The organism is Dinoroseobacter sp. PD6 (assembly GCF_028807315.1).
Classification (GTDB): domain Bacteria; phylum Pseudomonadota; class Alphaproteobacteria; order Rhodobacterales; family Rhodobacteraceae; genus Dinoroseobacter; species Dinoroseobacter shibae.
The window spans coordinates 21,026-44,675 of record NZ_JARAMN010000008.1 but is presented as its reverse complement, the minus strand read 5'-3'; the positions used below and the strand labels follow the sequence as shown (position 1 = coordinate 44,675).

Below are 23,650 nucleotides of genomic sequence, written 5' to 3'. Positions count from 1 at the left end.
CATAGGGTCACGCCGGGCTGTGCGGGCGGGTGCGGCGTTAACCAAGGTTACCCGGTTTTCATGAAGCTTTCCAAAACCTTGTGGTTTCGCATGCGAAACCCTCGGGTTTTTTGCAATGAATTCAGTCGAAGCGCCCCGGGTCCGGCGCAACCCCCACCGGGCGCCTCAATTCATCCGGGCTTTCAGCGCGGCGAATTTGTTACCGAGATGGGCCGACAACAGCTGCCCGAGCAGCGGGCCGTCCCGTGCCTCCAGCGCGGTGATGATGCCTTCGTGCTCGGCCACGGCCTGGGCCCAGCGCGCATCCGAGATATTCGCAAGGAATCGCGCGCGCTTCACCCTTGAACCAAGCACCCTGTGATGCTGGGACAGAACCTCGTTGCCCGCCGCCTCGAGGATGCCGTCGTGGATATCCTGGTTCGCCTTGAAATAGGCCTGCCGGTTGCGCGTTGCGAAACACGCCATCATGTCGTCGTGGCGGGTGCGGATATGGGCGATCTGGGCGTCGCTTCCATGGGCGCAGGCCAGCTCCCCGGCAAGCCGCTCCAACGCCGCGATCACCGGGAAGGTCTCTTCGAGCTCCTCCATCGTGACCGTGGACACCCAGGCGCCCCGGTTCGGCTCCAGCACCGCAAGCCCCTCGTTGGCGAGCACCTTGAGCGCTTCGCGCATCGGCGTGCGCGACACACCGAAGCTCTGGCACAGCTCCTTCTCGGGGATCTTGGTGCCCGGCTCCAGGCTGCCCTCGATGATCAGCTCGCGGACCCGGTCCACCAGTTCCGCATGCAGCGACGGGCGGGCGATCGGCTTGGCAAGGTTCATCTCAGGCTCCCTTTCCACCGGCATCGAGCGCCATCTCCAGGATCCGGGCGACATGGATCGCCTCCCGCGCGGCGCCGTCCTTGATCTGGTGGCGGCAGGAGGTGCCATCGGCCACCACCAGCGCGTCCTGCGCCGCGGCCCGCACCGCGGGCAACAGGTCCAGCTCGGCCATCTTGAGGGAGGTTTCTACCGTATCCTTGCCATATCCAAAAGCCCCGGCCATGCCGCAGCAGCTGGTCTCGACCACCGACACCTCCGCCTGCGGGATCATCGCCAGCGTCTTCTGGACATCCGGCATCACGTTATGGGCCTTCTGGTGGCAATGCCCGTGCAGCAGGATGGGTCGGCCGAGGGGTTTCAGCGGCAGGGCGATTTCGTTGCGAACGAGATACTCCTCCAGCATCAGCGCGTGCTGGGCCACGAGATCGGCCTCCGGGCCGGGCACCAGCACCGGCCATTCGTCCCGCAGGGTCAGGAGCGACGAGGGCTCCAGCCCGACGATGGGCACCCCCTTCTCGGCATGGGGGACGAGGGCCTTGAGCGCCCGGCGGGCGGAGGCGCGCGCCTCCTCCACCAGCCCCACGGCGAGGTATGTCCGCCCGCAATCGAGCGGATCCTTGCCGTCGGCGGGCCGGACCACGGCCACCCGCAGCCCCGCCGCCCGCAGCACCCGGCCCGCGGCGCGCAGGTTCTCCGGCTCGAAGTAGCGGTTGAAGATATCCGCCCAGAGCACCACGTCCGGGTCGGCGTCCTGGAACTCTGTGTCGAGAAACGGGTCATTGGACCAGGCCGGCAATTTGCGGCTTGCCGTGAACCCGGTCAGGCGCTCGGTCAGCTTCGCCGCCCCGGGCAGCCAGTTGCGGGCATTGGCGAGCCAGGGCAGTTTCGCGGCGAACGGGGCATAGGCGGGCATGTAACCCACCAGCTTGTCGTGGAAGGACAGCCCGTGTTTCTCGGCCCGGGCGGCCAGCACCTCGATCTTCATCCTGGCCATGTCCACGCCGGTCGGACATTCGCGTTTGCAGCCCTTGCAGGACACGCACAGTTTCATGGTCTCGGCCATGTCGTCGGAGGCAAAGGCATCCGGCCCGAGCTGCCCCGAGATCGCCAGCCTAAGGGAGTTGGCCCGCCCGCGCACAACGTCCCGCTCGTTCCGGGTCACCCGGTAGGAGGGGCACATCACCCCGCCCTTGAGCTTCCGGCAGGCGCCGTTGTTGTTGCACATCTCCACCGCGCCCTGGAACCCGCCCCCGGCCCCGGGCCATGCGGACCAGTCGAGCGCGGTTTTCATCGGTTTCACGGTGTAGTCGGGCCCGTAGCGAAAGAGCCGCCGGTCATCCATCTTGGGCGGCTGGACGATCTTTCCGGGGTTGAAGAGACGGTTGGGGTCGAAGCGGTCCTTCACCTCATTGAAGCTGGCGACCATCTGCGGACCGAACATCTTTTCGTGGAATTCGCTGCGCACGATGCCGTCGCCGTGTTCGCCGGAATGAGAGCCCTTGTAATGGGCGACAAGGTCGAAGCACTCCTCCGCGATGGCGCGCATGGTCTTGACGTCCTTGTCGAGCTTCATGTTCAGCACCGGCCGGACATGGAGGCAGCCGACCGAGGCATGGGCATACCAGGTGCCCTTGGTGCCGTGTTTCTCGAAGATCTCGGTCAGCCCGGCAGTATAAGCGGCGAGATCCGGCAGCTCCACCGCGCAATCCTCGACAAAGGAGACCGGTTTGCCCTCGGATTTCATCGACATCATGATGTTGAGGCCCGATTTGCGCACCTCGCCGATGTCGTTCTGGAGCTTCAAATCGGTCACGGCGACCGAACCGCCCCAGTGCTTGCCGCTGCGGTCGAAGCCGAAGCCGAGCTCGGCCATTTTGTCTGACAATTCTTCGAGTTTCGCCGCGTTCGCCGCATCGGAGCCTTCGGCAAACTCCACGAGCAGCAGCGCCGCGGGGTCGCCTTGCACAAATTGACTGATTGTCTGACGAAACATCGGGATGTCGCGGGCAAGCGCGATCATCGTGTCGTCCACAAGCTCCACCGCCGCCGGTTGCAGCGGGACGAGATGTTGTGCCGCGTCCATCGCGGCATGGAAGGTCGGGAAATGGCAGGCCCCGGTGACCTTGGTCGATTGCAGGGGCGACAGTTTCAACTCGATGGCGGTGAAATAGCCCAGCGTGCCTTCGGAGCCGACCAGCAGGTGGGCCATGTTGTTGCGCGCATGATCTGGGGTCAGGGCGTCGATGTTGTAGCCGCCCACGCGCCGGATGATGTTGGGAAAGCGCGCGGCGATCTCGGCCTGTTCCCGCGCGCCCAGCGCCAGCATTTCGGAGATCAGGGCCGAGGTGGGGTCGTTGCCGAGAACGCCGTTGCGATCCACCGCACCGAAGGTGGTGCGGGTGCCGTCCGCAAGGATCGCTTCGATCGACAGCACGTTGTCGCGCATGGTTCCATAGCGCAGGGACCGCCCCCCGCAGGAGTTATTGGCGGCCATCCCGCCGATGGTGGCGCGGGAGGCGGTGGAGACATCCACGGGAAACCACAGCCCGTGGGGCTTCAACGCGCGGTTCAGCTCGTCCAGCACGATGCCCGGTTGCACAACGCAGCGCCGGTTTGCCACGTCCAGATCGAGGATCCGGTTGAAATACTTGGAGTTGTCGAGGACCAGGGAATGGTTGACCGTCTGGCCGCATTGGGACGTGCCGCCCCCGCGCGGCAGGACCGAGGCGCCCAATTCGCGCGCTGCCCCCATCGCGGTTTCGATGTCGTCCAGGGATTTCGGGATCACCGCCCCGAGCGGAGTCATCTGATAGATCGACGCGTCTGTCGCATAGCGCCCGCGCGAGAAGGCGTCGAAGAGCAGCTCGCCCTCGATCTTCCCGGCGAGGCGCGAGGCCAGTGGCGATTTCTCCATCATTCCCATGCGTGTCCCCTACAGCGTGATACGGAAAAATTGCAGTTGACTGAATTATGAATTCATTATTGTGTATGCACAACGAAAAAAGACTCCCCTGTCCGAGCAGGGGCCGACAACCGGAGGAGACCGACCCCATGCGCAAGGCTGGCCGCCATTTCCTGCAGATCCCTGGGCCCAGCGCGGTTCCGGACCGGATCTTGCGGGCGATTTCCATGCAGACGATCGACCATCGCGGGCCGGACTTTGCAGATGTAGGGCAGAAGGCCCTCAAGGGCATGAAAACGATCTTCCGCACGGACCAGAACGTCTTCATCTTCCCGTCTTCGGGGACGGGCGCGTGGGAAGCGGCACTGGTGAACACCATGTCGCCGGGCGATACGGTTCTGATGTACGAGACTGGCCATTTCGCCACACTGTGGCAGAAGATGGCCAAGAAAATCGGCCTGAACCCGGTGTTCATCGAAGGCGACTGGCGCGGCGGGGCGGACCCGCAGGCGATCGAGGACGCGCTGCGCAAGGACACGGACCACGAGATCAAGGCGGTTTGCGTGGTCCATAACGAGACCTCCACCGGGTCGGTCTCACCGATTGCGGAGGTGCGCGCGGCGATGGATGCCACGGGGCATCCCGCCTTGTTGATGGTCGATTCGATTTCCGGGCTCGCCTCGGTGCCGTTCGAGTTCGATGCCTGGGGCGTCGATGTCTGCGTGTCAGGGTCGCAAAAGGGTCTGATGCTGCCGCCGGGGCTGAGCTTCAACGCGGTATCCGACAAGGCGCTGGAGGTGGCGAAGTCGGCCAAGATGCAGCGCAGCTACTGGGACTGGCTGGACATGGTCGGGCCGAACGCGACGGGGTATTTCCCCTACACGCCGGGGACGAACCTGCTCTACGGGTTGAATGAAGCGGTGGACATGCTTCACGAGGAGGGGCTGGAGAATGTCTTCGAGCGGCACCGTCGCCACGGGGCTGCGACCCGCGCGGCCGTGCGCGCCTGGGGGCTGGAGGTGCTCTGCGCCCGGCAGGGGCAGGAAAGCGGTGTGTTGACGGCGGTGATGATGCCGGAGGGGCATTCGGCGGATGCGTTCCGCGCGACCACGCTGGCGCATTACGACATCTCGCTCGGCAACGGGCTGAGCAAGGTTGCCGACAAGGTATTCCGCATCGGGCATCTGGGCGATTTCAACGATCTGATGCTGATGGCGACGCTGTCGGGGGTGGAGATGGGGCTGGCCAAGGCAGGCGTGCCCCATGAGAGCGGCGGCGTGCAGGCGGCGATGGATCACTTGAAGACCCATGAGGCGGTAAAGGTGGCCGCCGAGTAAGACAATCTGACGATCAGACAAAAAGGGAGGAAATCTGATGAAACTCAAGACCGTACTGCTGGGGGCCGTGGCCGCCTGTGTCACGCCGGCGATTGCCAGTGCCGAGATGGTGCTGCGTTTCGGCCATGTGGGGGCGCCCGGGTCGCTGTTCGAGGCATCGGTGAACGCCTTTGCCGAATGTGCCAACGGCAAGCTGGGCGATGCCGCCGAGGTGCAGACGTTTGGCGCGAGCCAGCTCGGCAATGACCGCGAGATGCTGCAGAAGCTGAAGCTGGGTCAGGTGCACATGTCGCTGCCGTCCTCGGTGATGTCCTCGGTGGCGCCGGAGTTCGGCATCTTCGAGATGCCCTACATCATCCGTGACCGCGAGCACATGAAGCGCGTGCAGGCCGAACTGGGCGACACGTTCCAAGAGGCCGCGCTTGGCCAGGGCTACCGGATCATCGGCTACATGGAGAACGGGTTTCGGCACATCACCAACAACGTGCGCCCGATCAACACGCCCGAAGACCTGGCCGGTGTGAAGCTGCGCACGCCGAATGGCGAATGGCGGGTGAAGATGTTCCAGGAATACGGCGCAAACCCGACGCCGATGTCCTTCTCGGAGGTGTTCACCGCGCTCCAGACCAAGGTCATCGACGGGCAGGAGAACCCCTATGCCCAGATCGCGTCGGCCAAGTTCCAGGAAGTGCAGAGCTACCTGTCGATCACCGGGCACGTCTATACGCCGGCCTATGTGCTGGTTGCGGAGAACCAGTGGCAGTCCTGGCCCGAGGATGTGCGCGCGGCGCTGGAATCCTGCGGGACCGAGACCCAGGACACGGTGTACGAGATCGCCGCGAACCTGGAGACCGAACTGCTCGACGTGATCAAGGCGGCCGGTGTGGAAGTGAACGAAGCCGACAAGGCGGCGTTCGTGGCGGCCTCCACCCCGATCTATGACGCCTTCGCGGCACAGGTCGAGGGCGCTGCCGAAATGATCGAAACAGTGCAGTCCCTGGCCGAAGGCTCCTGAGGCTTCCCGCGGGTCGCCTCAAAGGGCGGCCCGCCTGAACGATCCTTCGCACAGATTGACCGCGTGCCCGGTGCTCTTCGGCGCCCCGGGCAGGCTTTGCCCTACGACATGGAATCCCTCACATGCTCGCCATGTTCCGAAAGGTCCTCGAGACCGCCCTGGAATGGTTCGTCATCTTCCTGATGGTGTTTCTGACCGTCATCGTCATCGTCGCGGTTCTGTGGCGTCTCGCCGGGTCCAGTTTCAGCTGGTACGACGAGGTCGCCGCGATCCTGCTGGCCTGGATCACCTATTACGGGGCGGCGCTGGCCGCGTTGCGCCGCCGCCATATCGGGTTCGACTCGGTGCTTCTGTCGATCCCCATGCCCGCGCGGATGTGGGCGGTGGCCCTTGCCGAGGCGGTCACGGCGGGCTTTTTCCTGTTGCTGGCCTGGGCCGGGTTCACGGTGCTGACGGTGATGACCGGCATGAACCTGATCTCGCTGACCTGGGTGCCGATCACCTTCACCCAATCGGTCATTCCCATCGGCGCGGTGCTGTTCCTGATCTGCCAGGCGCTGAGCCTGCCGGAGTATTGGGCCAAATGCGCGGCCGGTATCTCGCTGGAACATGCGGAGATCGAAGAAGAGGTCGAGCAGGAAATGAAGAAAGCGGGGAACGCCTGATGCTGATGTTTGGTATTTTCGTGGCGATGGTGGCGATGATCTGCCTGAACATCCCCATCGCCGTGGCGCTCGCCGTGTCGGCCATCCTCGGGCTGCTGGTGATGGAGGGGACCAGTTCGCTCGTGACCGTGGCGCTCGACATGTATAACGGGTCCACCAAGTTCTCGCTGATCGCGATCCCGATGTTCGTGCTCGCGGGCGCGATCATGAACGCGGGCGGCATCACCGACCGGCTGATCAACTTCGTCACCTGCATCATCGGCTTCGTTCGGGGCGGCCTGGCTCATGTGAATATCGGCGTGTCGCTGTTCTTTGCGGAAATCTCCGGCTCGGCGGTGGCGGATGTGGCGGCCATGGGGTCGGTCATGATCCCGCAGATGAAAAAGCGCGGCTATTCCGGCGCGTTCTCGGCGGCGGTGACGTCGTCCTCGGCGTCGCTGGCGATCATCATTCCACCCTCGATCCCGATGATCCTCTATGCGACCTCGGCCAATGTCTCGGTCGAGCAGCTGTTCGTGGCGGGCATCGTGCCGGGCCTGATGGGGGCGGCCGGGTTGATGGGCGTGGCCTATGTCTTTGCCCGCCGCTACGACCTGCCGCGCGAAGAGGCTTTCTCGGGCCGTCGCCTTTGGGAGACGTTCATCGACGCACTGCCGACCTTCGCGCTGCCGGTGATCATCCTCGGTGGCATCTTCGGCGGGTTCGTGACCGCAACGGAGGCCGCCGGTCTGGCCGTGCTCGCGGCGATCCTCGTCAGCCTTTATTACCGACAGGTCAATCTTGGGCGGCTCAAGAGCGCGATGCTCGACGGCGGGATGCAGACCGCAGTCGTGATGGTGCTGGTCGCGGCCTCGGTGGTGATGGGCGGGTTTCTGACCCGCGCGCAGGTCCCTCAGGAGATCGCCCAGAACATCCTGGAGATCACCGACAACAAGTGGGTTATCCTGCTGATCCTGAACTTCTTCTTCCTGATCATCGGGTTCTTCCTGCACTCTGCGGCGGCGATCATCCTTGTCGTGCCGATCGTGATCCCGTTGATCGTGGCGGCGGATATCAACCCGATCCATTTCGGGCTGGTGGTGACGCTGAACCTCGCCATCGGGCAGCAGACGCCGCCGGTGGCGTCGGTCCTGATCACCGCCTGCGCGGTGGCGCGGGCCAACATCTGGGAAGTGTCCAAGGTCAATATCTGGTTCATCCTGGTGCTGCTGACGGTCTTGCTGATGTGTACCTACATCCCGTCGATCCCGCTGTTCCTCGTGGAGTATTTCTACGGATGACCGAGCTTGTGACAGAGACCCGGAACGGCACCCTGTGGGTGTCGTTCAACCGCCCCGAGGCGCGCAATGCGTTGACCTTCGGGATGTATGAAGGGCTGGCCGAACTGTGCCAGTCGGTGCCCACCGATGGGTCGGTGCGGGCAGTGGTGATCAAGGGCAATGGCGGCAAGGCCTTTGCCGCCGGGACGGACATGACCCAGTTCCGGGCCTTCGAGACAGCCGAGGACGCCCGGAGGTACGAAGGGCGGATCGAGGCGGTTCTGACCGCGGTGGAGACTTGCCCCTTACCGACGATTGCCGCGATCCACGGCGCTTGTACCGGGGGGGGCGCATCCATCGCGGCGGTCTGCGACCTGCGGATCACCAGCGCATCCTTGAAATTCGGCTTCCCGATTGCGCGGACGCTGGGCAATTGCCTGGCGGCTGCAAACCTGGCGCGGCTCTCGGCGCTGATGGGCGCAGGCCGGGTGCGTGAGATGCTCTTCACCGCGCGGCTGATGGGGGCCGAGGAGGCCCTGTCGGTGGGTCTTGTGTCCGAGGTTCTGGAGGATGAAGCGGCGGTGTTGGCGCGGGCCGAAGAGTTGGCCGCACAGGTCGGTGGCATGGCCCCCCTGACCCTGCGCGCGACCAAGGAGGCCATGCGTCGACTCCAAGCCGTGCAGTCCGCCGAGGACGGCGACCTGATCGAGATGTGCTACATGAGCGCCGATTTCCGCGAGGGGATGGAGGCGTTTCTGGGCAAGCGCAAACCGAATTGGAGCGGGACATGACCGAACAAGCTCAAGGCCCCCTCAAAGGCATGAAGGTGATCGAACTGGCGCATATCATGGCCGGGCCGGTCTGCGGCATGATGCTGGCCGATATGGGCGCAGATGTGATCAAGGTCGAAAAGCCCGATGGCGATGACAGTCGGCGTTTCCTGCCCCCCGACATCAACGGCGAGTCCGCGGCTTACATGATGATGAACCGGGGCAAGCGGGGGATTTCCCTGAACCTCAAGGACCCGGACGCGGTAGAGGTTCTGCACGCCCTTCTGCGCGATGCCGATGTGGTGATCGAGAATTACCGCATGGGCACGATGGAAAAGCTCGGACTGGGCTATGAGACCCTTCGCAAGGAAAACCCGCGCCTGATCTATTGCGAGATCTCGGGGTTCGGGCGCACCGGGCCCTATGCCCATCGCGGCGGGTTCGATTTGATCGCGCAGGGCATGTCGGGGCTGATGTCGATCACCGGGGAGGGTCCGGGGCGGCCCCCGGTAAAGCCCGGCGCACCGATCTCGGACATCACCAGCGGGATCGTGGCCGCGATGGGGGTCAACGCCGCCTATGCCCATGCCCTGCGGACCGGACAGGGGCAGAGGGTGGACACGAGCCTCTTCGAAGCGGCGATCACCCAGACCTATTGGCAATCGGCGATTGCCTTTGCCACAGGGACCGCGCCGGAGCCCGAAGGCTCCGCCCATCCGATCAACGCGCCCTACCAGGCGTTTCACACCGCCGATGGCTGGATCAATATCGGGGCGGCGAACCAGAAGAACTGGTTGCGGCTGCTGGAGGTTCTGGAGGCGGACGAGTTGCGCGATGACCCGCGCTTTGCCACCAACCGGGAGCGGCGGGTGAACCTGTCTGAGTTGGTCCCGCTCCTGGAGGCGCATTTCGAGACCCGGACCACGCAGGATTGGCTCGCACGGATGGAGGAGGCGGGACTGCCCGCGGGGCCGGTCCTGACCGTGCCGCAGATGCATGCGGACCCGCAGGCCCGCGCCCGGGAGATGATCGTCGAGACCGAGCATCCGGTGGCCGGGCGGGTGCAGGCGCTCGGCCTGCCGGTGAAATTTTCCGAAACCCCCGGTGCGGTGCAGCGGCCGGCGCCGCTGCTCGGTCAACACAGCCGCGCGGTCCTCGCGGACCTGGGCTATGACGCTGACGCGGTCGCCCGGCTAATCGCTTCGGGGGCCGTGATCTGCCCGGACGGCAGCGCGCAAGCGCGCGCCTCCTGATCAGTGTCGGCCAGAGGGTTGCCCAACCGGCCGCCGGGCCGCTATGACGTGCCGGACGGCCCCGTGGCTCAACTGGATAGAGCAATCCCCTCCTAAGGGATAGGTTGCAGGTTCAAGTCCTGCCGGGGTCACCACGCCTTCCCCAGGCTTTCCGAAATCAGGCATGGCTGCTGCGGCAGCGGCACGGTCGCTTGGGCTGTGCGGGATAGCTATGGCCGGGGTGGCGGATTGCGCGCTCTTGCCCTCGCGACTTTGGTCGCGGAAGCGCGTATGCCTGCCCGCGCAACTGGTTATCGAGGAGGGAGGACCCCCATGCCATTGGATCAAGACATCGTCATTCTCGACGGCGCCCGCACGGCGATCGGCACGTTCGGCGGCAGCCTCGCGGGCACGGCCCCGATTACGCTGGGGGCCACGGTGGCCAAGGCCGCGCTGGAGCGGTCCGGGGTGGAAGGCGCGCAGATCGGTCATGTGGTCTTCGGACATGTGATCAATACCGAGCCGCGCGACATGTACCTGTCGCGGGTCGCCGCGATGGAGGCCGGGATCCCCGACACGACATCGGCGATGAACGTCAACCGGCTGTGCGGCTCCGGAGCGCAGGCGCTGGTCTCGGTGATCCAGTCGCTGATGCTGGGCGATGCGCAGTTCGGACTGGCCGGCGGGGCCGAGAGCATGAGTCGGTCGCCCTATGCGATGCCGGTCGCCCGCTGGGGCCAGAAGATGGGCGATGCCACGGCGATGGACATGATGCTGGGGGCTTTGAACTGCCCCTTCGGCACCGGGCACATGGGGGTGACCGCCGAGAATGTCGCCGCCGAGCATGGTATCAGCCGTGCAGACCAGGACGCCTTCGCCTTGGAAAGCCAGGCCCGCGCTGCCCGCGCCCAGGAAGCCGGGCATTTCGACAGCCAGATCGTGCCGGTGTCGGTCAAGGTGAAGCGCGACATGGTGGATTTCGTGCGCGACGAGCATCCCAAGCCCACCACGGCGGAGGCACTGGCCGGTCTGCGCACGGTGTTCCAGAAGGACGGCACCGTCACGGCGGGCAATGCGTCGGGCATCAATGACGGCGCGGCGGCGCTGGTTCTGGCACGCGCCTCCGCGGCCGAGAGCGCCGGGTTGAAGCCGCGCGCGCGGATCCTCGGCTATGCCCATGCCGGGGTGCGGCCCGAGGTGATGGGCATCGGCCCGGTGCCCGCGGTGCAGGCCCTGCTGGCCAAGACCGACCTGAGCGTCTCGGACTTCGATGTGATCGAGAGCAACGAGGCCTTCGCGGCCCAGGCGCTGGCGGTCAACAAGGGGCTTGGCCTCGATCCGGCGAAGGTGAACCCCAATGGCGGGGCGATTGCGCTTGGCCATCCCGTGGGCGCCACCGGCGCGATCATCGCCCTCAAGGCGCTCTACGAGTTGGAACGCATCGGCGGCAAACGCGCCCTCGTGACCATGTGCATCGGAGGCGGGCAGGGAATCGCCCTCGCATTCGAAGCGCTTTAAGCGGAGATTCACCAATTGAGGCCAGTGTCGGGCCAGGACGTGCCGGCACTGGCCCGCGCGCGTCATGGACTGAGTCGGGACGCCGTGGATGCAAAGCGCTGAAATCGAGAGCAAGCTCGCCGCCGAACGGCGCGCAAGACTGACCGCGGAGCGCCTGCTCGCCCAGAAACAAGAAGAGCTTTACGCCGCGAATCAGAAGCTCTCCCGGCATGCATTCACCCTATCCGACCAGATCGTCGAGCAGCGCCACGCCGCCGAAGAGCTGAAGGACGAGAATTTCCAGGTCAGATCGGACCTGCGGCGGGCGGAACAACGGCTCTGGACCTCGTTCGAGACGATAGAGGATGGCTTCGCGGTGTTCGATGCCTCGCGGAGGCTGGTCCTCGCCAACCCGGCCTATGTGTCCATCTTCGACGGGCTGGAGGATGTGGCGCCGGGCATCGGCTATGCAGAACTCCTGCGGCTCTGCGCCGAGGAGGGAATCATAGATACCGAAGGGCTGAGTCGTCAGGACTGGTGCGCGCAGATGGAGATGCGCTGGAACGGGGCGCAGATCGAGCCTGCGGTGGTGCGGCTCTGGAACGGGTTTTCCATCAAGCTGGTGGAGCGGCGCGGCGAGGACGGCGACATCGTCAGCCTGTGCCTGAACATCACCGATACCATCAAGCGCGAGCAGGAACTGACCCTCGCACGGACCCGGGCCGAGGCCGCCAATCGCGCGAAATCCGCCTTCCTCGCCAATATGAGCCACGAGTTGCGCACCCCGATGAACGGTGTGGTCGCCATGTCCGAGCTGCTCAACGAAAGCGCGCTGGACGAGGAGCAGGCGCTTTACGTGGAGACGATCCGCAAATCGGGCGAAGCGCTTCTGGTGATCATCAACGATGTGCTCGACTACTCCAAGATGGAAGCGGAGAAGCTGCAACTGCATCCCGCGCCCTTCGACCTGGAACGGTTGATGCATGATGTGGTGATGCTGACCAAGCCCACCGCACAGGAGAAATCGGTGGACCTGATGCTCGACTACGACATCTTCCTGCCGAGCCATTTCATCGGCGACCAGGGGCGGTTGCGCCAGGTAATGACCAACCTGCTAGGCAATGCGGTAAAGTTCACCCTGGAGGGACATGTGCTGATCCGGGTGATCGGGATGCCGCCGGAAGACGGCACGCAGGAGATCATCGTCAGCATCGAGGATACCGGGATCGGCATCGCGCCGGAGATGATCGATCACATCTTCGGCGAGTTCAACCAGGCCGAGGACGAACGCAACCGCGCCTTCGAGGGCACGGGCCTGGGGTTGGCCATCACCAAGCAACTGATTGACCTGATGGGTGGCGAGATCTGGGTGGATTCCGAGATCGGCGAAGGCTCTTGTTTTTCGTTCCGGATCGCCTTGCCACTGGATGCCGCAGACGGGGAGCCGCCCCTGTCGGTGTCGTCCGAGCTGCGCCGGGTGCTGATCGTGGAGGAAGGCGAGTTGAACCGCTCGATCCTGGAGCGTCAACTGGCACCCTTGGGCGTGTCCGTGGCGCTCGCGACCTCAGCCGAGGAGGCGTTGAGTTATCTCGATGCCCATCCGGATGTGGACGCGGTGCTGACCGATCTGGTCATGCCCGGCCTGTCGGGCAGCGAACTGGCCCGCCGCGTGCGGGATCGGGTGGGAGGGCCGCCGGTGATCCTGCTCAGCTCGGCGATGCTGGGGCAATTGACCGCAGAGGATCGCAACCTGTTCGAGGTGACCTTGAACAAGCCGGTGATGCGCGCCGATCTTTATGCGGCGCTGAATACCCTTGCCCAGCGGAACAAGGTGCTGAAGCTCACCGATCCGATCACCGAGGACGCAGACCCTCCGGCCGGTGCGGAGGTGATCTCAATGATCCCTGCTTCTCCCCCGCCCGCCCCGGACCCGGTGGTGGAGCCGGGGCCGTTCGTGTCGGCCCGCGCCGCCAAGGTCGCCCGGGAGGCGACACCCGCATCTTTCGTGTCGGCCAAAGCCACGCAGAAGGCGCCGGACCTGCCCAAAGTCCCGGTGGCGCCACACGACGGGACCATGGACCCGGACCCCGTGCAGGAAACCGACGCGCCGGTTGAAGCCCCGGCCCCGAGAGATGTCGCGCCCGCAGAGGCCGAAGTTCCCTTACGCAAGACCAGCGTGCTGGCAGCCGAGGACAACAAGACGAACCAGCTTGTGTTTCGCAAGATGGTGAAGGGACTCAATATCGATCTGCGCTTTGCCAACAATGGCGAAGAGGCTGTCGCCGCCTTTGAAGAAGAGCGTCCGGACATGATCTTCATGGATATCTCCATGCCCAAGATGGACGGGATGGAGGCCACCCAGCAGATCCGCGCGCGGGAGGCGGAACTGGGCCTGCCGCCGGTGCCGATCTGCGCGCTGACCGCGCATGCCATGGATGGCGACGCAGAAAGGATCCTTGCCGCCGGATTGGATCACTACCTGACCAAACCGCTGAAGAAGACGGAAATTCACACGCGTATCGAGGCGCAGGTGCCCGCGGGCCGTTTGCCCCTGATCGAGGAGCGCTAGGAGGCGAGTTCGCGCGCAGCCGGGGCGGCCTCGGGATAGGGGCGGACGAAAACCGGCGCGGTTTCGGTACTCTGATCCGGGACGAAGCGGTAGCCGCCGGTCTCGAAATCGCGCAGCCCATCGAGGTTGCGCACCCGGTTCTGAACGATGAAGCGGGCCATGGCGCCGCGGGCTTTCTTGGCAAAGAAGCTGACAGTCTTGGTCGTCCCGTCGCGGTCTTCGAGGAAAACGGGCGTGACCACGGGAACGGTAAGTGCGCTGAGGTCCACCGCGCCGAAATACTCCTGCGAGGCGCAGTTCACGAGAAGGCGACTGTCGGTCGCCTCAGCGGCACGGTGGAGCGCCGTCGCGATCCGGTCGCCCCACCAGTCATAAAGCGTCTTGCCCCGTGGCGTCGCGAGGCGGCTGCCCATTTCGAGCCGGTAGGCCTGGATCAGGTCGAGCGGACGCAGCACGCCGTAGAGACCGGACAGGATGCGCAGGTGATCCTGGGCGTACGCCATCTCGTCGTCCGAAAGGCTCCGCGCCTCCAGCCCCGTGTAAGTGTCACCCGCGAAGGCGAGCGCGGCGGGGCGGGCGGTCTCGGTGTCGGCCTGTTCAGCGAAGCTGGCGAAGCGGTCGAGATTCAGCACCGCGAGCTTCTCGGACAGGCCCATGAGCTTGCGCAGATCGGCCACGTCGAGCCCCCGCGCGACATTCACCAGAGCCATCGCCTCGTCCTGGAATTCCGGCAGGGTCGCGCCCGCGGGCGTGGCCACATCCCAATCGAGACGTTTGGCCGGGGAAATCACGGTCAGCATGGGCGGTCTCCTTCTTGGTCTGCCAATACCTAGGGTGCAGGGCACGTCCGGTCCAGCGTCACGCCTCGCGCAGCACCTTGAGAAAGGCCGCGCCGAACCGTTCCGCGCGACGGTCGCCCAGGATGCGGACCATATCATCCTCATCCCGCGGCCGGGTCTCGGCCACCCGCGACAGGATGGCCGCGGAACAGCTGAGCGGCTTGTCCGTGCCTGCCGCACCGCGCACCAAGGCGGCCTGGGCTTCGAGCAGGCGGTCATAGGTGCTGCCGGCCGCACGCCCGGCCAGCTTGCGGCGCGCGGGATGGGCCGGGGCCGGTCGGTCGCCCGCGATGACTTCGAGAAAGGCCGCGCCGTACTTTTCCAGCTTCTTGGCGCCCACGCCGCTTATACCCGCGAAGGCATCGAGGGTGTCGGGGCGCCGTTCGGCCATCTCGATCAGACTGCGATCGGTGAAGATCACGTAGGCGGGGACCCCGGCGGCCTCGGCCAGGGCGCGGCGCTTGGCCTTGAGCGCCGACAGGAGCGGCGCGTCCTCGTCCGAGACCAGCGCACGGACGGCGGGGCGGTGGGCGGCCTTGCGCAGGGTGTCACGGCGCAACTCGATCGTGGTTTCCCCGCGCAGGAGCGGGCGGGCCGCGTCGGTCATCACCAGCGCGCCGTGCCGGGTAGCATCGGGGCGCAAGAGGTCATGGCCCATCATTTGCCGGAACACACCCTGCCAGGTGCGTTTGTCCAGATCGCGGCCCACGCCGAAGGTTGGCAGGTCTTCGTGCCCGCGCTGGCGGACCTTGTCGGTGGCGTTCCCGGTCAGGATGTCGATGAGATGCCCCGCGCCGAAGCTTTCACCCGTACGCAGCACCGCCGAGAGTGCCTTGCGCACCGCATCGGTGCCGTCGAACACCTCGGGCGCGGTGTCGCAGAGATCGCAGTTTCCGCATGCTGCGCTGTCCTCACCGAAATAGGACAGCAGGACCTGGCGGCGGCAACGCAGCGCCTCGGCCAGACCCAGCAGCGCGTTGAGACGGCCGTGATCGGCACCTTTGCGCTCGGGCGGGGCGAGGCCTTCGTCGATCTGGCTGCGGCGCAGACGGATGTCGTCGGGGCCGAAGAGCGTCAGGGTCTCGGCCGGCGCCCCGTCGCGGCCCGCGCGGCCGATCTCCTGGTAGTAGGCCTCGATGCTTTTGGGCAGGTCCGCGTGGGCGACCCAGCGGATATCGGGTTTGTCGACGCCCATGCCGAAGGCCACGGTGGCCACGACAATGAGACTGTCCTCGCGTTGAAACCGGGTCTCGACGATGCGGCGGTCCTCGGCCTCCATCCCGCCGTGGTAGTGGCAGGCCATGTGCCCGGCCTCGCGGAGGGCCTGGGCGAGGCCCTCGGTCTTGGCGCGGGTGCCGCAATAGACGATGCCGGACTGACCCTTGCGGGCCCCGGCGAAGTCGAGGATTTGCCGCCGGGGGCTGTCCTTGGCGGCGAAGGCGAGGTGGATGTTCGGGCGGTCGAACCCGCGCAGGAACACGCGCGGGGCCGTGTCGGGGAAGAGGCGCGCGATGATCTCGTCACGGGTTTCGGCATCGGCGGTGGCGGTAAAGGCGGCCACCGGCACGTCGAGCGCCCGGCGCAGTTCGCCGATGCGCAGGTAGTCGGGGCGGAAGTCATGGCCCCATTGGCTGACGCAGTGCGCCTCGTCCACCGCCAGGAGGCCGACCCCGGCGCGAGACAACAGGCGGACCGTGCCGCCATGGGCGAGGCGTTCGGGCGCCATGTAGAGGATTTTCAGCGACCCGTCTTCGAGGGCTTCGAACACCGCGTCGGTCTCTTCGGGCGTGTTGCCGGAGGTCAGTGCCCCCGCGGCCACGCCCGCCTCGCGCAACCCCCTTACCTGGTCGCGCATCAGGGCGATCAGAGGCGAGATCACCACGGTCAGCCCCTCGCGGGCCAGTGCAGGCAACTGGAAGCAGAGCGATTTGCCGCCGCCCGTGGGCATGATCGCCAGCACGTCTTCGCCCGCGCAAACGGCATCGACCACTTCTTCCTGGCCGGGGCGGAATTCGGAGAATCCGAAGACGGACGACAGGATCGTGTCGGCGGAGGGCATGGACCTGTTTACCTGAGACTGCTCTTTTTTCAGAGCATCCCATACTCCCTATCGTGGAGCAAGGTCGCCGGACCGCAATATGTCAGTAAAAGGCGGCGATGTTGTTGGTCAGGATGATCCGCACGGCATAGACTGCGAGCAACACGATCAGCGGGGCGAGATCGAGCCCGCCCATGTTCGGCAGAAACGCTCGCACGCGGGAATAGATCGGTTCCAGAAGCCGCTCCAGCCCGTACCAGATCTGGGCGACGAGGGACTGGCGCAGGTTGAGCACCTGGAAGTTGATCAGCCAGCTCATGATGATGTGGACGATGATGATGAACCACACCACGTCGAGGATCAGCATGAGGATCTGGAAAAGCGATTGCATGGGCGGTCTCCGTCGCGTTTTCCAAGACTTATGCGTCACCGCCGGTCTGTGCAAGCAGGGGACGCGAGGTCACGGTTGACGCGGGCGTCACCCGGAGCGAAGTGCAACCGGAAGGAGCCTGTCCATGTACCCGATCTTCCGTTTCCTGTTCCAGAGTTGGCGCGCCTCGAACCTGCCGCCGCTGGAGCCGCTGGGCACCCATGTCAGCCACCATGTTTGCTGGCCCTGGGACCTCGACCTGTTTCTGGAGCTGAACAACGGGCGGACCCTGACGCTGTTCGATCTGGGCCGCATCCCGCTGGGGCAGCGCGCGGGGCTGCTGGCGCTATTGAAACGCGAGCGCTGGGGGTTGACCGTGGCGGGGTCGGTCGTGCGGTATCGGCGGCGGGTCCGGATGTTCGACCGGATCGAGATGCGTTCCCGGCTGATCGGGTGGGACGCGCGGTTCACCTATATCGAGCAGATCATGCTGGTCCGGGGCGTGGTGACGAGCCAGGCGGTGTTCCGCACTGCGGTGACCGACGCCAAGGGGATCGTGCCGACGCAAAGGTTGATCGACGCGCTGGCGCCCGGGTTGGCCACGCCGGATCTGCCGGACTGGGTGCAGGCCTGGATCGCGGCAGAAGACCTGCGCCCCTGGCCTCCGGCGCTGGCGGGCTGAGAAACCTGTTGCCCTCGGCGTGGGGCTTTGCGCTTAATCGCGCGAGCAAGCGGGGGGCTTTATGGACGCGGCGAGAAAACGCATAGCGGGCTGGATGATGTTCGATTGGGCCAGCCAGCCCTACAACACGCTGCTTCTGACCTTTATCTTCAGTCCCTATTTTGCGACCGTGGTCGGCGACCCGGTCGCGGCGCAGGCGATGTGGGGCTACATGCTGACGGCGACGGGGTTGACCATCGCGGTGCTGGCCCCGGTTCTGGGCGCGCTGGCGGATCAGGCCGGGCGGCGGATGCCGTGGATCCTCGCGTTCTCGGTGCTTTACCTCGTGGGTGCGAGCATGTTGTGGATCGCGGTGCCGGGGGCGGAGGCGGTGGTGCTGATCCTGTTCTGTTTCGGGCTTGGCCTGATCGGGATGGAGTTCGCCACGATTTTCACCAATGCGATGTTGCCGGATCTGGGACCGAAGGCGGAGTTGGGACGCATTTCGGGCACCGGCTGGGCCGTGGGCTATGCCGGTGGAGTCGTCGCGCTGATCCTGATGCTGCTGTTTTTCGCGGAAAACGAGGCGGGGGTGACCTTGCTGGGTATCGCGCCGGTCTTCGGGCTGGACCCCGAGATGCGAGAGGGGACGCGCAGTGTCGGGCCCTTCGTGGCGCTGTGGTTCGTGGTCTTCATGATCCCGTTCTTCCTGTGGGTGCGAGAGACACCGCCCGTGCCGCCGCGCCGGACGGACCTGCGTGCCGGGCTGAAGGGGCTGGCGGACACCTTGCGGCGGCTGCCGGGGCAGCGGAGCCTCGCGGCCTATCTCGCGTCGTCGATGTTCTACCGCGATGCGTTGAACGGAATGTACACCTTCGGCGGGATCTATGCGCTGGGCGTTCTGGAATGGAGCGTGATCGACATCGGGATCTTCGGGATCATGGCGGCGATCACGGGCGCGATTTTTGCCTATATCGGCGGGTTCGCGGACCGCGCCTTTGGACCCAAGCCGGTGATCGCGGTCTGCATCGTCATCCTGACGGGCGTCGGGATCACTATCGTGTCAGTGTCGCGCGAGGCGGTGTTCGGGATGCCCGTGGCGCCGGACAGCACCTTGCCGGACACGATTTTCTACATCTGCGGGGCGTTGATCGGCGCGGCGGGCGGGGTGTTGCAGGCCGCAAGCCGGACCATGATGGTGCGCCAGGCCAGCCGGGGGCGGATGACGGAGGCTTTCGGGCTTTACGCCCTTGCAGGCAAGGCGACCTCGTTCCTGGCGCCGCTGACCATCGCGATTGCCACCGATCTCAGCGGGACGCAAAGCGCGGGGCTCATTCCGCTGATTGCCCTCTTCCTCTGTGGTTTGGGTCTGCTAAGGTTCGTGCATCCGGACCCTGAGACGAGCAGCCCATGATCCGTTTTTTCACTCTTCTTGCCGCGTCCCTTTGCGTCGCGCTGGTCGCCGCACCTGTTGCGGCGGAGCCCAAGGCCAACGCGCTCTTCGGGGCGAAATCCAGCGGGTCGCCCCACCGGCCCGCCGCGATCGGCACCTATGCCAGAGGCTGCCTTGCAGGGGGCCAGCAACTGGCCGAGACCGGCCCGACATGGCAGGCCATGCGCCTGAGCCGCAATCGCAACTGGGGCCATCGGGAGGCGATCGCCTTTGTCGAGCGGCTGAGCCGGTTCGCCGCGACGCAGCCCGGCTGGAAGGGTCTCTATATCGGCGATATCAGCCAGCCGCGCGGCGGGCCGATGACCTCGGGCCACCAGAGCCACCAGATGGGGCTGGATATCGACATCTGGATGCTGCCGCCGAAACGGCTGAACCTGAGCCGGGCCGAGCGGGAGAAGATCAGCTCGATCTCTGTGCGGTCGCAAGACCAGCGGCGGGTGAACGGCAACTGGACACCGCAGCATATGGAAATCCTGAAAGCCGCCGCGGAGGACCCTGCCGTGGACCGGATCTTCGTCACCGCACCGGCCAAGATCGCCATGTGCAACGCGGCGCGGGGCAACAAGAAATGGCTGCAGAAGATCCGCCCACTCTGGGGGCATCATTATCATTTCCATGTTCGGCTGAAATGCCCTTCGGGAATGGGCGGGTGCCAGACCCAGACGCCCAGTGTGCGCGAGCTGTCCAAGGGCGGCACGGGCTGCGACGAGACCCTGAACTGGTGGGTCACCGACGCGCTCGACCCGCCGAAAAAGACCGCGAAACCCGCCAAGCCGGCGCCGAAACGGCCCAATGCGCGGGATTTCGTGCTCGCCGATCTGCCGCAGCAATGCCAAACCGTCCTCGCCGCGCGCTAGCGGTCTGTTGCCTGGTCCTGTGGGCTTCGACCGCGGGCGCGGCGGAGCTGGTCGGTCGGATAACGTGGACGGATCCTCACCCGCTTTTCGGGGGGTTTTCCGGGTTGGCGGTGGCGGAGAACGGGACCGACATCGTGGCCCTCGGGGACCGCGCGGTGCTCGCAGATGGGGTATTGAGCCGCGATGCGAACGGTAACCTGAACGGGATCACGCGCGGTCGACTGATGCCGCTGCTTCGGAAGAACGGTGATGGTCTGCCTGAGTATTTCAGGGATTCCGAGGGGCTGCACCGATATCCCGATGGTCGGTTGCTGATTTCCTTTGAAGGCTATCACCGCGTTGAGTTCCACGACCCAGAAACAGGACGCATGCTGGGCCGGTTACCCCGTCCGGCCTTTTTCGACGAGTTCCAGAACAATTCCAGCCTCGAAGCACTGGCCGCTGACAGTCGTGGCTGGATCTACATGGTGCCGGAACGCTCAGGCAAGTTGGACCGGCCCTTTCCGGTTTATCGGTTCGACGGCGAGGCATGGAGTGTGCCCTTCGCCCTGCGGCGGGACGGGGATTTCCTGGTGGTCGGAATGGATTTCGGGCCGGATGGGCGTCTTTACCTGCTGGAACGTGCGCTGCGCGGCCTGTTCTTTGCCACGCGGGTCCGACGGTTCGAGATCGCCGAAGGTGCGCGGGTGGTGTCGGAAGTGACGCTGCTGGAGACCGCCGCCGGCACCCATGATAACCTCGAAGGCATCTCGGTCTGGCGAGATGGTGCGGGAGACATCCGCATGACCATGATTTCCGACGACAATTTTCGTTTCCTGCAGCGCACGGAGATCGTGGAGTACCGGCTCGACTAGGGTTGCGGGCCTGCGCCACAGGCGTTAGACCGCACTATCCGCGCCCCCGGCGCCAAGTCTCCGCAACCTTGTAAAAACGGACCACAGACATGACCCGTATTCATCTGCCCGGCATCGTCGCCATGGCGGCCATCGTCGTCGCCTCCAACATTCTCGTGCAATTCCTCTTCGGCAACTGGCTGACCTGGGGCGCGTTCACCTATCCGCTGGCGTTTCTGGTCACGGACCTGATGAACCGGCTCTACGGGGCGCAGGCCGCGCGTCGAGTTGTGGCCGTGGGCTTTGCCGTCGGCGTGGTCTGCTCGTTGATCGGCACGCAGATCATGGGTGAATTCGGCCCGCTTGTGACCCTGCGCATCGCCATCGGCTCGGGCCTCGCGTTTCTGACCGCACAGCTTGTCGACATCGCCGTGTTCAACCGGCTGCGCGAAGGCTCCTGGTGGCGGGCACCGCTGGCCTCCACCCTGGTGGGATCGAGCCTGGATACGGCGATCTTCTTCACCATCGCGTTCTCAGGCGCCCTGACTTTCCTGGAACCGACAAACGACGTGTCCTGGGCCGGAGAGGCGGTGCCGCTGCTCGGTCTGGGGCCGGTCGCACCGCTTTGGGTGTCGCTGGCCGTGGCGGACTGGATGGTCAAGCTGTCGCTCGCCATTCTGGCGCTCATCCCGTTTCGAGTGATTTTGCGCCGCCTTCGCCCAAACCTAGCATAAAAAGTTTTGACATACACAAAATCTGTGGCAGCATCTCCTGAGGTTCAACAAACGAAAGGAGGTGATCCAGTGTCTAAAAAGGTATTGGAGAGAGGTGTCGGGACAACTGGGGAGGCGCGCCTCTGAGGCAGCCCTTGGCGACGTGATCGCCCCAGCGGATCGGTTTGCAAGACAGGCTTATCTAACCGACCCCACCTCCGAAACTTTCGGCTGGGCCGCCCCGAACCGGGCGGCCCTTTCGCATTAAATACGGGCCTTTTCGACCTTGTGACATGTCCCGAAATGCGGTTTGCAACCCCGGAGGGCGCGCAGCACTGTGCGACCAGGCAACGGAGCGGTGTCATGTCCGAAACGATCATCCTGGGATGGGAAGAATGGGTGAGCGCGCCGGGACTTGGCCTGCCTGCACTGAAGGCGAAGGTGGATACCGGCGCGCGGACCTCGGCGCTGCATGCGTCGGTGATCGAGCCGTTCGGGCCGCCGGATGCTCCGCAAGTGCGGTTCCTGATCCAGCCTGATCCGGACAACCCGGGGCTGGAGATCACCTGTTCCGCCCCGGTGACGGATCGGCGCAACGTGACCAGTTCGAACGGCGAGACGGAGTTGCGCTTTGTCATCCAGACCGAGTTGCAGATCGGCGACCGGCGATGGCCGGTGGAGATGACCCTGACGAACCGGGACCAGATGGCCTACCGGATGTTGTTGGGCCGAACCTCGATCACCGAAGGCATGCAAGTCGACCCCAACAGTTCGTTCGTGCAGCCGGAGTTGAGCTTCGATCTCTACAAGGCGATCCCGCGCAAACGGCCGACCAAGCGCCCCCTGCGCATCGCCCTGCTGACCCGGGAGCCCGACAACTATTCCAGCAAGCGATTGATCGAGGCCGCTGAAGCGCGCGGCCACGTGATCGAGACCATCGACACCACGCGCTGCTACATGCGGATTGGCGGCGTCGCGCCGGAAATCCATTATGACGGCAAGGTCCTGCCCCGGTTCGATGCGGTGATCCCGCGGATCGGGGCCTCGGTCACCTCGTACGGCATGGCGGTGCTGCGACAGTTCAAAGGGACCGGGGCCTACTGCCTGAATTCGGCCGATGCGATCGGGCGGTCACGGGACAAGCTGCTCGCACATCAGATCCTGTCCCAGGCGCAGATCCGGATGCCGGTGACCGCCTTCGCCGCCTCACCCAAGGATACCAAGGATCTGGTCGGGTTGGCGGGGGGTACGCCGCTGGTGGTCAAGCTGCTGGAAAGTACGCAGGGGCGCGGGGTCGTTCTGGCCGAGACGCGCAAGGCGGGCGAAAGCCTGATCGACGCCTTCCGGGGGCTGAACGCGAGTTTCCTGGTGCAGGAATTCGTGGCCGAGGCTGCGGGTTCGGACCTGCGATGTTTCGTGGTGGGCGGCAAGGTCGTGGGCGGCATCAAGCGCACCGCGGCGGAAGGCGAGTTTCGGTCGAACCTGCACCGGGGCGGGTCGGCGAAATCCGTGCGCCTGACCAAGGCCGAACGCGACGTGGCAAGACGTGCGGCGCGGGAATTGGGGTTGCAGGTCGCCGGCGTGGATATCTTGCAGAGCTCGGACGGGCCGAAGGTCCTGGAGGTGAACTCCTCCCCTGGGTTGCAGGGGATCGAGACCGCCACGGGCAAGGATATCGCCACAATGATGATCATGCATCTGGAGGCGCAGGTCCGTCCCTTGGCACAGTTACGCGAAGGCGGACTCCGCAAGCCGAAATCCGGCAAGCGGCTCGCCTGAGTGGGCGGGATTGCGTATCGTAAGGCAAGCTTGACGGCG

At 65.2% G+C, this 23,650-nt stretch carries 19 protein-coding genes and 1 tRNA gene; 15 read left to right on the top strand and 5 right to left on the bottom strand.

Annotation, left to right across the window (positions count from 1 at the left end; all coding sequences use genetic code 11):
- Positions 1-165 precede the first annotated feature (165 nt).
- Complete coding sequence (locus PVW48_RS13770) at positions 166-822, bottom strand: GntR family transcriptional regulator (protein ID WP_044028093.1); 657 nt, start codon at positions 820-822, stop codon at positions 166-168.
- 1 nt (position 823) lies between these two features.
- Positions 824-3,739: an FAD-binding and (Fe-S)-binding domain-containing protein gene (locus PVW48_RS13765; protein WP_338020477.1), complete on the bottom strand. Its 2,916-nt coding sequence runs from the start codon at positions 3,737-3,739 to the stop codon at positions 824-826.
- Between the two features lie 134 nt (positions 3,740-3,873).
- Here PVW48_RS13765 and PVW48_RS13760 point away from each other — a divergent pair, with 134 nt between their 5' ends.
- From PVW48_RS13760 to PVW48_RS13720, 9 genes are all read left to right on the top strand, one after another.
- The gene (locus PVW48_RS13760) at positions 3,874-5,061 is read left to right on the top strand and encodes a pyridoxal-phosphate-dependent aminotransferase family protein (RefSeq protein WP_044028095.1); all 1,188 of its coding nucleotides are present in this window, start codon (positions 3,874-3,876) and stop codon (positions 5,059-5,061) included.
- A 37-nt stretch (positions 5,062-5,098) separates the two neighbouring features.
- A complete protein-coding gene (locus PVW48_RS13755; protein ID WP_012179986.1) occupies positions 5,099-6,076 on the top strand; it encodes a TRAP transporter substrate-binding protein in 978 nt (325 codons plus the stop codon).
- 131 nt (positions 6,077-6,207) lie between these two features.
- Positions 6,208-6,741 carry a TRAP transporter small permease gene (locus tag PVW48_RS13750; protein ID WP_274581764.1) on the top strand — a complete coding sequence of 178 codons (534 nt, stop codon included), beginning with the start codon at positions 6,208-6,210 and terminating at the stop codon, positions 6,739-6,741.
- Entirely contained in the window at positions 6,741-8,021 is a 1,281-nt protein-coding gene (locus PVW48_RS13745; RefSeq protein WP_012179988.1) for a TRAP transporter large permease, read from the top strand. Before PVW48_RS13750 ends, PVW48_RS13745 begins: the two co-directional genes overlap by 1 nt.
- Entirely contained in the window at positions 8,018-8,791 is a 774-nt protein-coding gene (locus PVW48_RS13740; RefSeq protein ID WP_274581763.1) for an enoyl-CoA hydratase/isomerase family protein, read from the top strand. The genes PVW48_RS13745 and PVW48_RS13740 overlap by 4 nt, the downstream gene beginning before the upstream one ends.
- Positions 8,788-10,023, top strand: coding sequence for a CaiB/BaiF CoA transferase family protein (locus PVW48_RS13735; RefSeq protein WP_274581762.1), 1,236 nt, complete (start codon positions 8,788-8,790; stop codon positions 10,021-10,023). Before PVW48_RS13740 ends, PVW48_RS13735 begins: the two co-directional genes overlap by 4 nt.
- A 57-nt stretch (positions 10,024-10,080) precedes the next feature.
- Positions 10,081-10,157: transfer RNA gene (locus PVW48_RS13730), tRNA-Arg, on the top strand.
- 178 nt (positions 10,158-10,335) lie between these two features.
- Positions 10,336-11,520, top strand: coding sequence for an acetyl-CoA C-acyltransferase family protein (locus tag PVW48_RS13725; protein WP_274581761.1), 1,185 nt, complete (start codon positions 10,336-10,338; stop codon positions 11,518-11,520).
- 88 nt (positions 11,521-11,608) lie between these two features.
- Complete coding sequence (locus PVW48_RS13720; RefSeq protein ID WP_274581760.1) at positions 11,609-14,068, top strand: response regulator; 2,460 nt, start codon at positions 11,609-11,611, stop codon at positions 14,066-14,068.
- Here PVW48_RS13720 and yaaA read toward each other — a convergent pair.
- From yaaA to PVW48_RS13705, 3 genes are all read right to left on the bottom strand, one after another.
- On the bottom strand, positions 14,065-14,868 hold the full coding sequence (gene yaaA / locus PVW48_RS13715; protein ID WP_274581759.1) for a peroxide stress protein YaaA: 804 nt from the start codon (positions 14,866-14,868) through the stop codon (positions 14,065-14,067). The genes PVW48_RS13720 and yaaA overlap by 4 nt on opposite strands.
- A 58-nt stretch (positions 14,869-14,926) precedes the next feature.
- Positions 14,927-16,966: a DNA helicase RecQ gene (recQ, locus tag PVW48_RS13710; protein ID WP_274581758.1), complete on the bottom strand. Its 2,040-nt coding sequence runs from the start codon at positions 16,964-16,966 to the stop codon at positions 14,927-14,929.
- 82 nt (positions 16,967-17,048) lie between these two features.
- Positions 17,049-17,336 (bottom strand): YggT family protein, encoded by a 288-nt coding sequence (locus PVW48_RS13705; RefSeq protein WP_012179995.1) that lies wholly within the window; start codon positions 17,334-17,336, stop codon positions 17,049-17,051.
- Between the two features lie 124 nt (positions 17,337-17,460).
- Between PVW48_RS13705 and PVW48_RS13700 the strand changes: the two genes are divergently transcribed.
- The 6 genes from PVW48_RS13700 (at position 17,461) to rimK (ending at position 23,611) form a co-directional block, all read left to right on the top strand.
- Positions 17,461-17,997 (top strand): thioesterase family protein, encoded by a 537-nt coding sequence (locus PVW48_RS13700; RefSeq protein WP_012179996.1) that lies wholly within the window; start codon positions 17,461-17,463, stop codon positions 17,995-17,997.
- A 61-nt stretch (positions 17,998-18,058) separates the two neighbouring features.
- Positions 18,059-19,390 carry an MFS transporter gene (locus tag PVW48_RS13695; RefSeq protein WP_274581757.1) on the top strand — a complete coding sequence of 444 codons (1,332 nt, stop codon included), beginning with the start codon at positions 18,059-18,061 and terminating at the stop codon, positions 19,388-19,390.
- A complete protein-coding gene (gene mepA, locus PVW48_RS13690) occupies positions 19,387-20,286 on the top strand; it encodes a penicillin-insensitive murein endopeptidase (protein WP_274581756.1) in 900 nt (299 codons plus the stop codon). The genes PVW48_RS13695 and mepA overlap by 4 nt, the downstream gene beginning before the upstream one ends.
- Positions 20,259-21,140 (top strand): esterase-like activity of phytase family protein, encoded by an 882-nt coding sequence (locus tag PVW48_RS13685; protein ID WP_274581755.1) that lies wholly within the window; start codon positions 20,259-20,261, stop codon positions 21,138-21,140. The genes mepA and PVW48_RS13685 overlap by 28 nt, the downstream gene beginning before the upstream one ends.
- Positions 21,141-21,229: 89 nt before the next feature.
- The gene (locus tag PVW48_RS13680; RefSeq protein ID WP_274581754.1) at positions 21,230-21,853 is read left to right on the top strand and encodes a queuosine precursor transporter; all 624 of its coding nucleotides are present in this window, start codon (positions 21,230-21,232) and stop codon (positions 21,851-21,853) included.
- A gap of 342 nt (positions 21,854-22,195) precedes the next feature.
- The gene (gene rimK, locus PVW48_RS13675; RefSeq protein WP_012180001.1) at positions 22,196-23,611 is read left to right on the top strand and encodes a 30S ribosomal protein S6--L-glutamate ligase; all 1,416 of its coding nucleotides are present in this window, start codon (positions 22,196-22,198) and stop codon (positions 23,609-23,611) included.
- Positions 23,612-23,650: the final 39 nt, after the last annotated feature.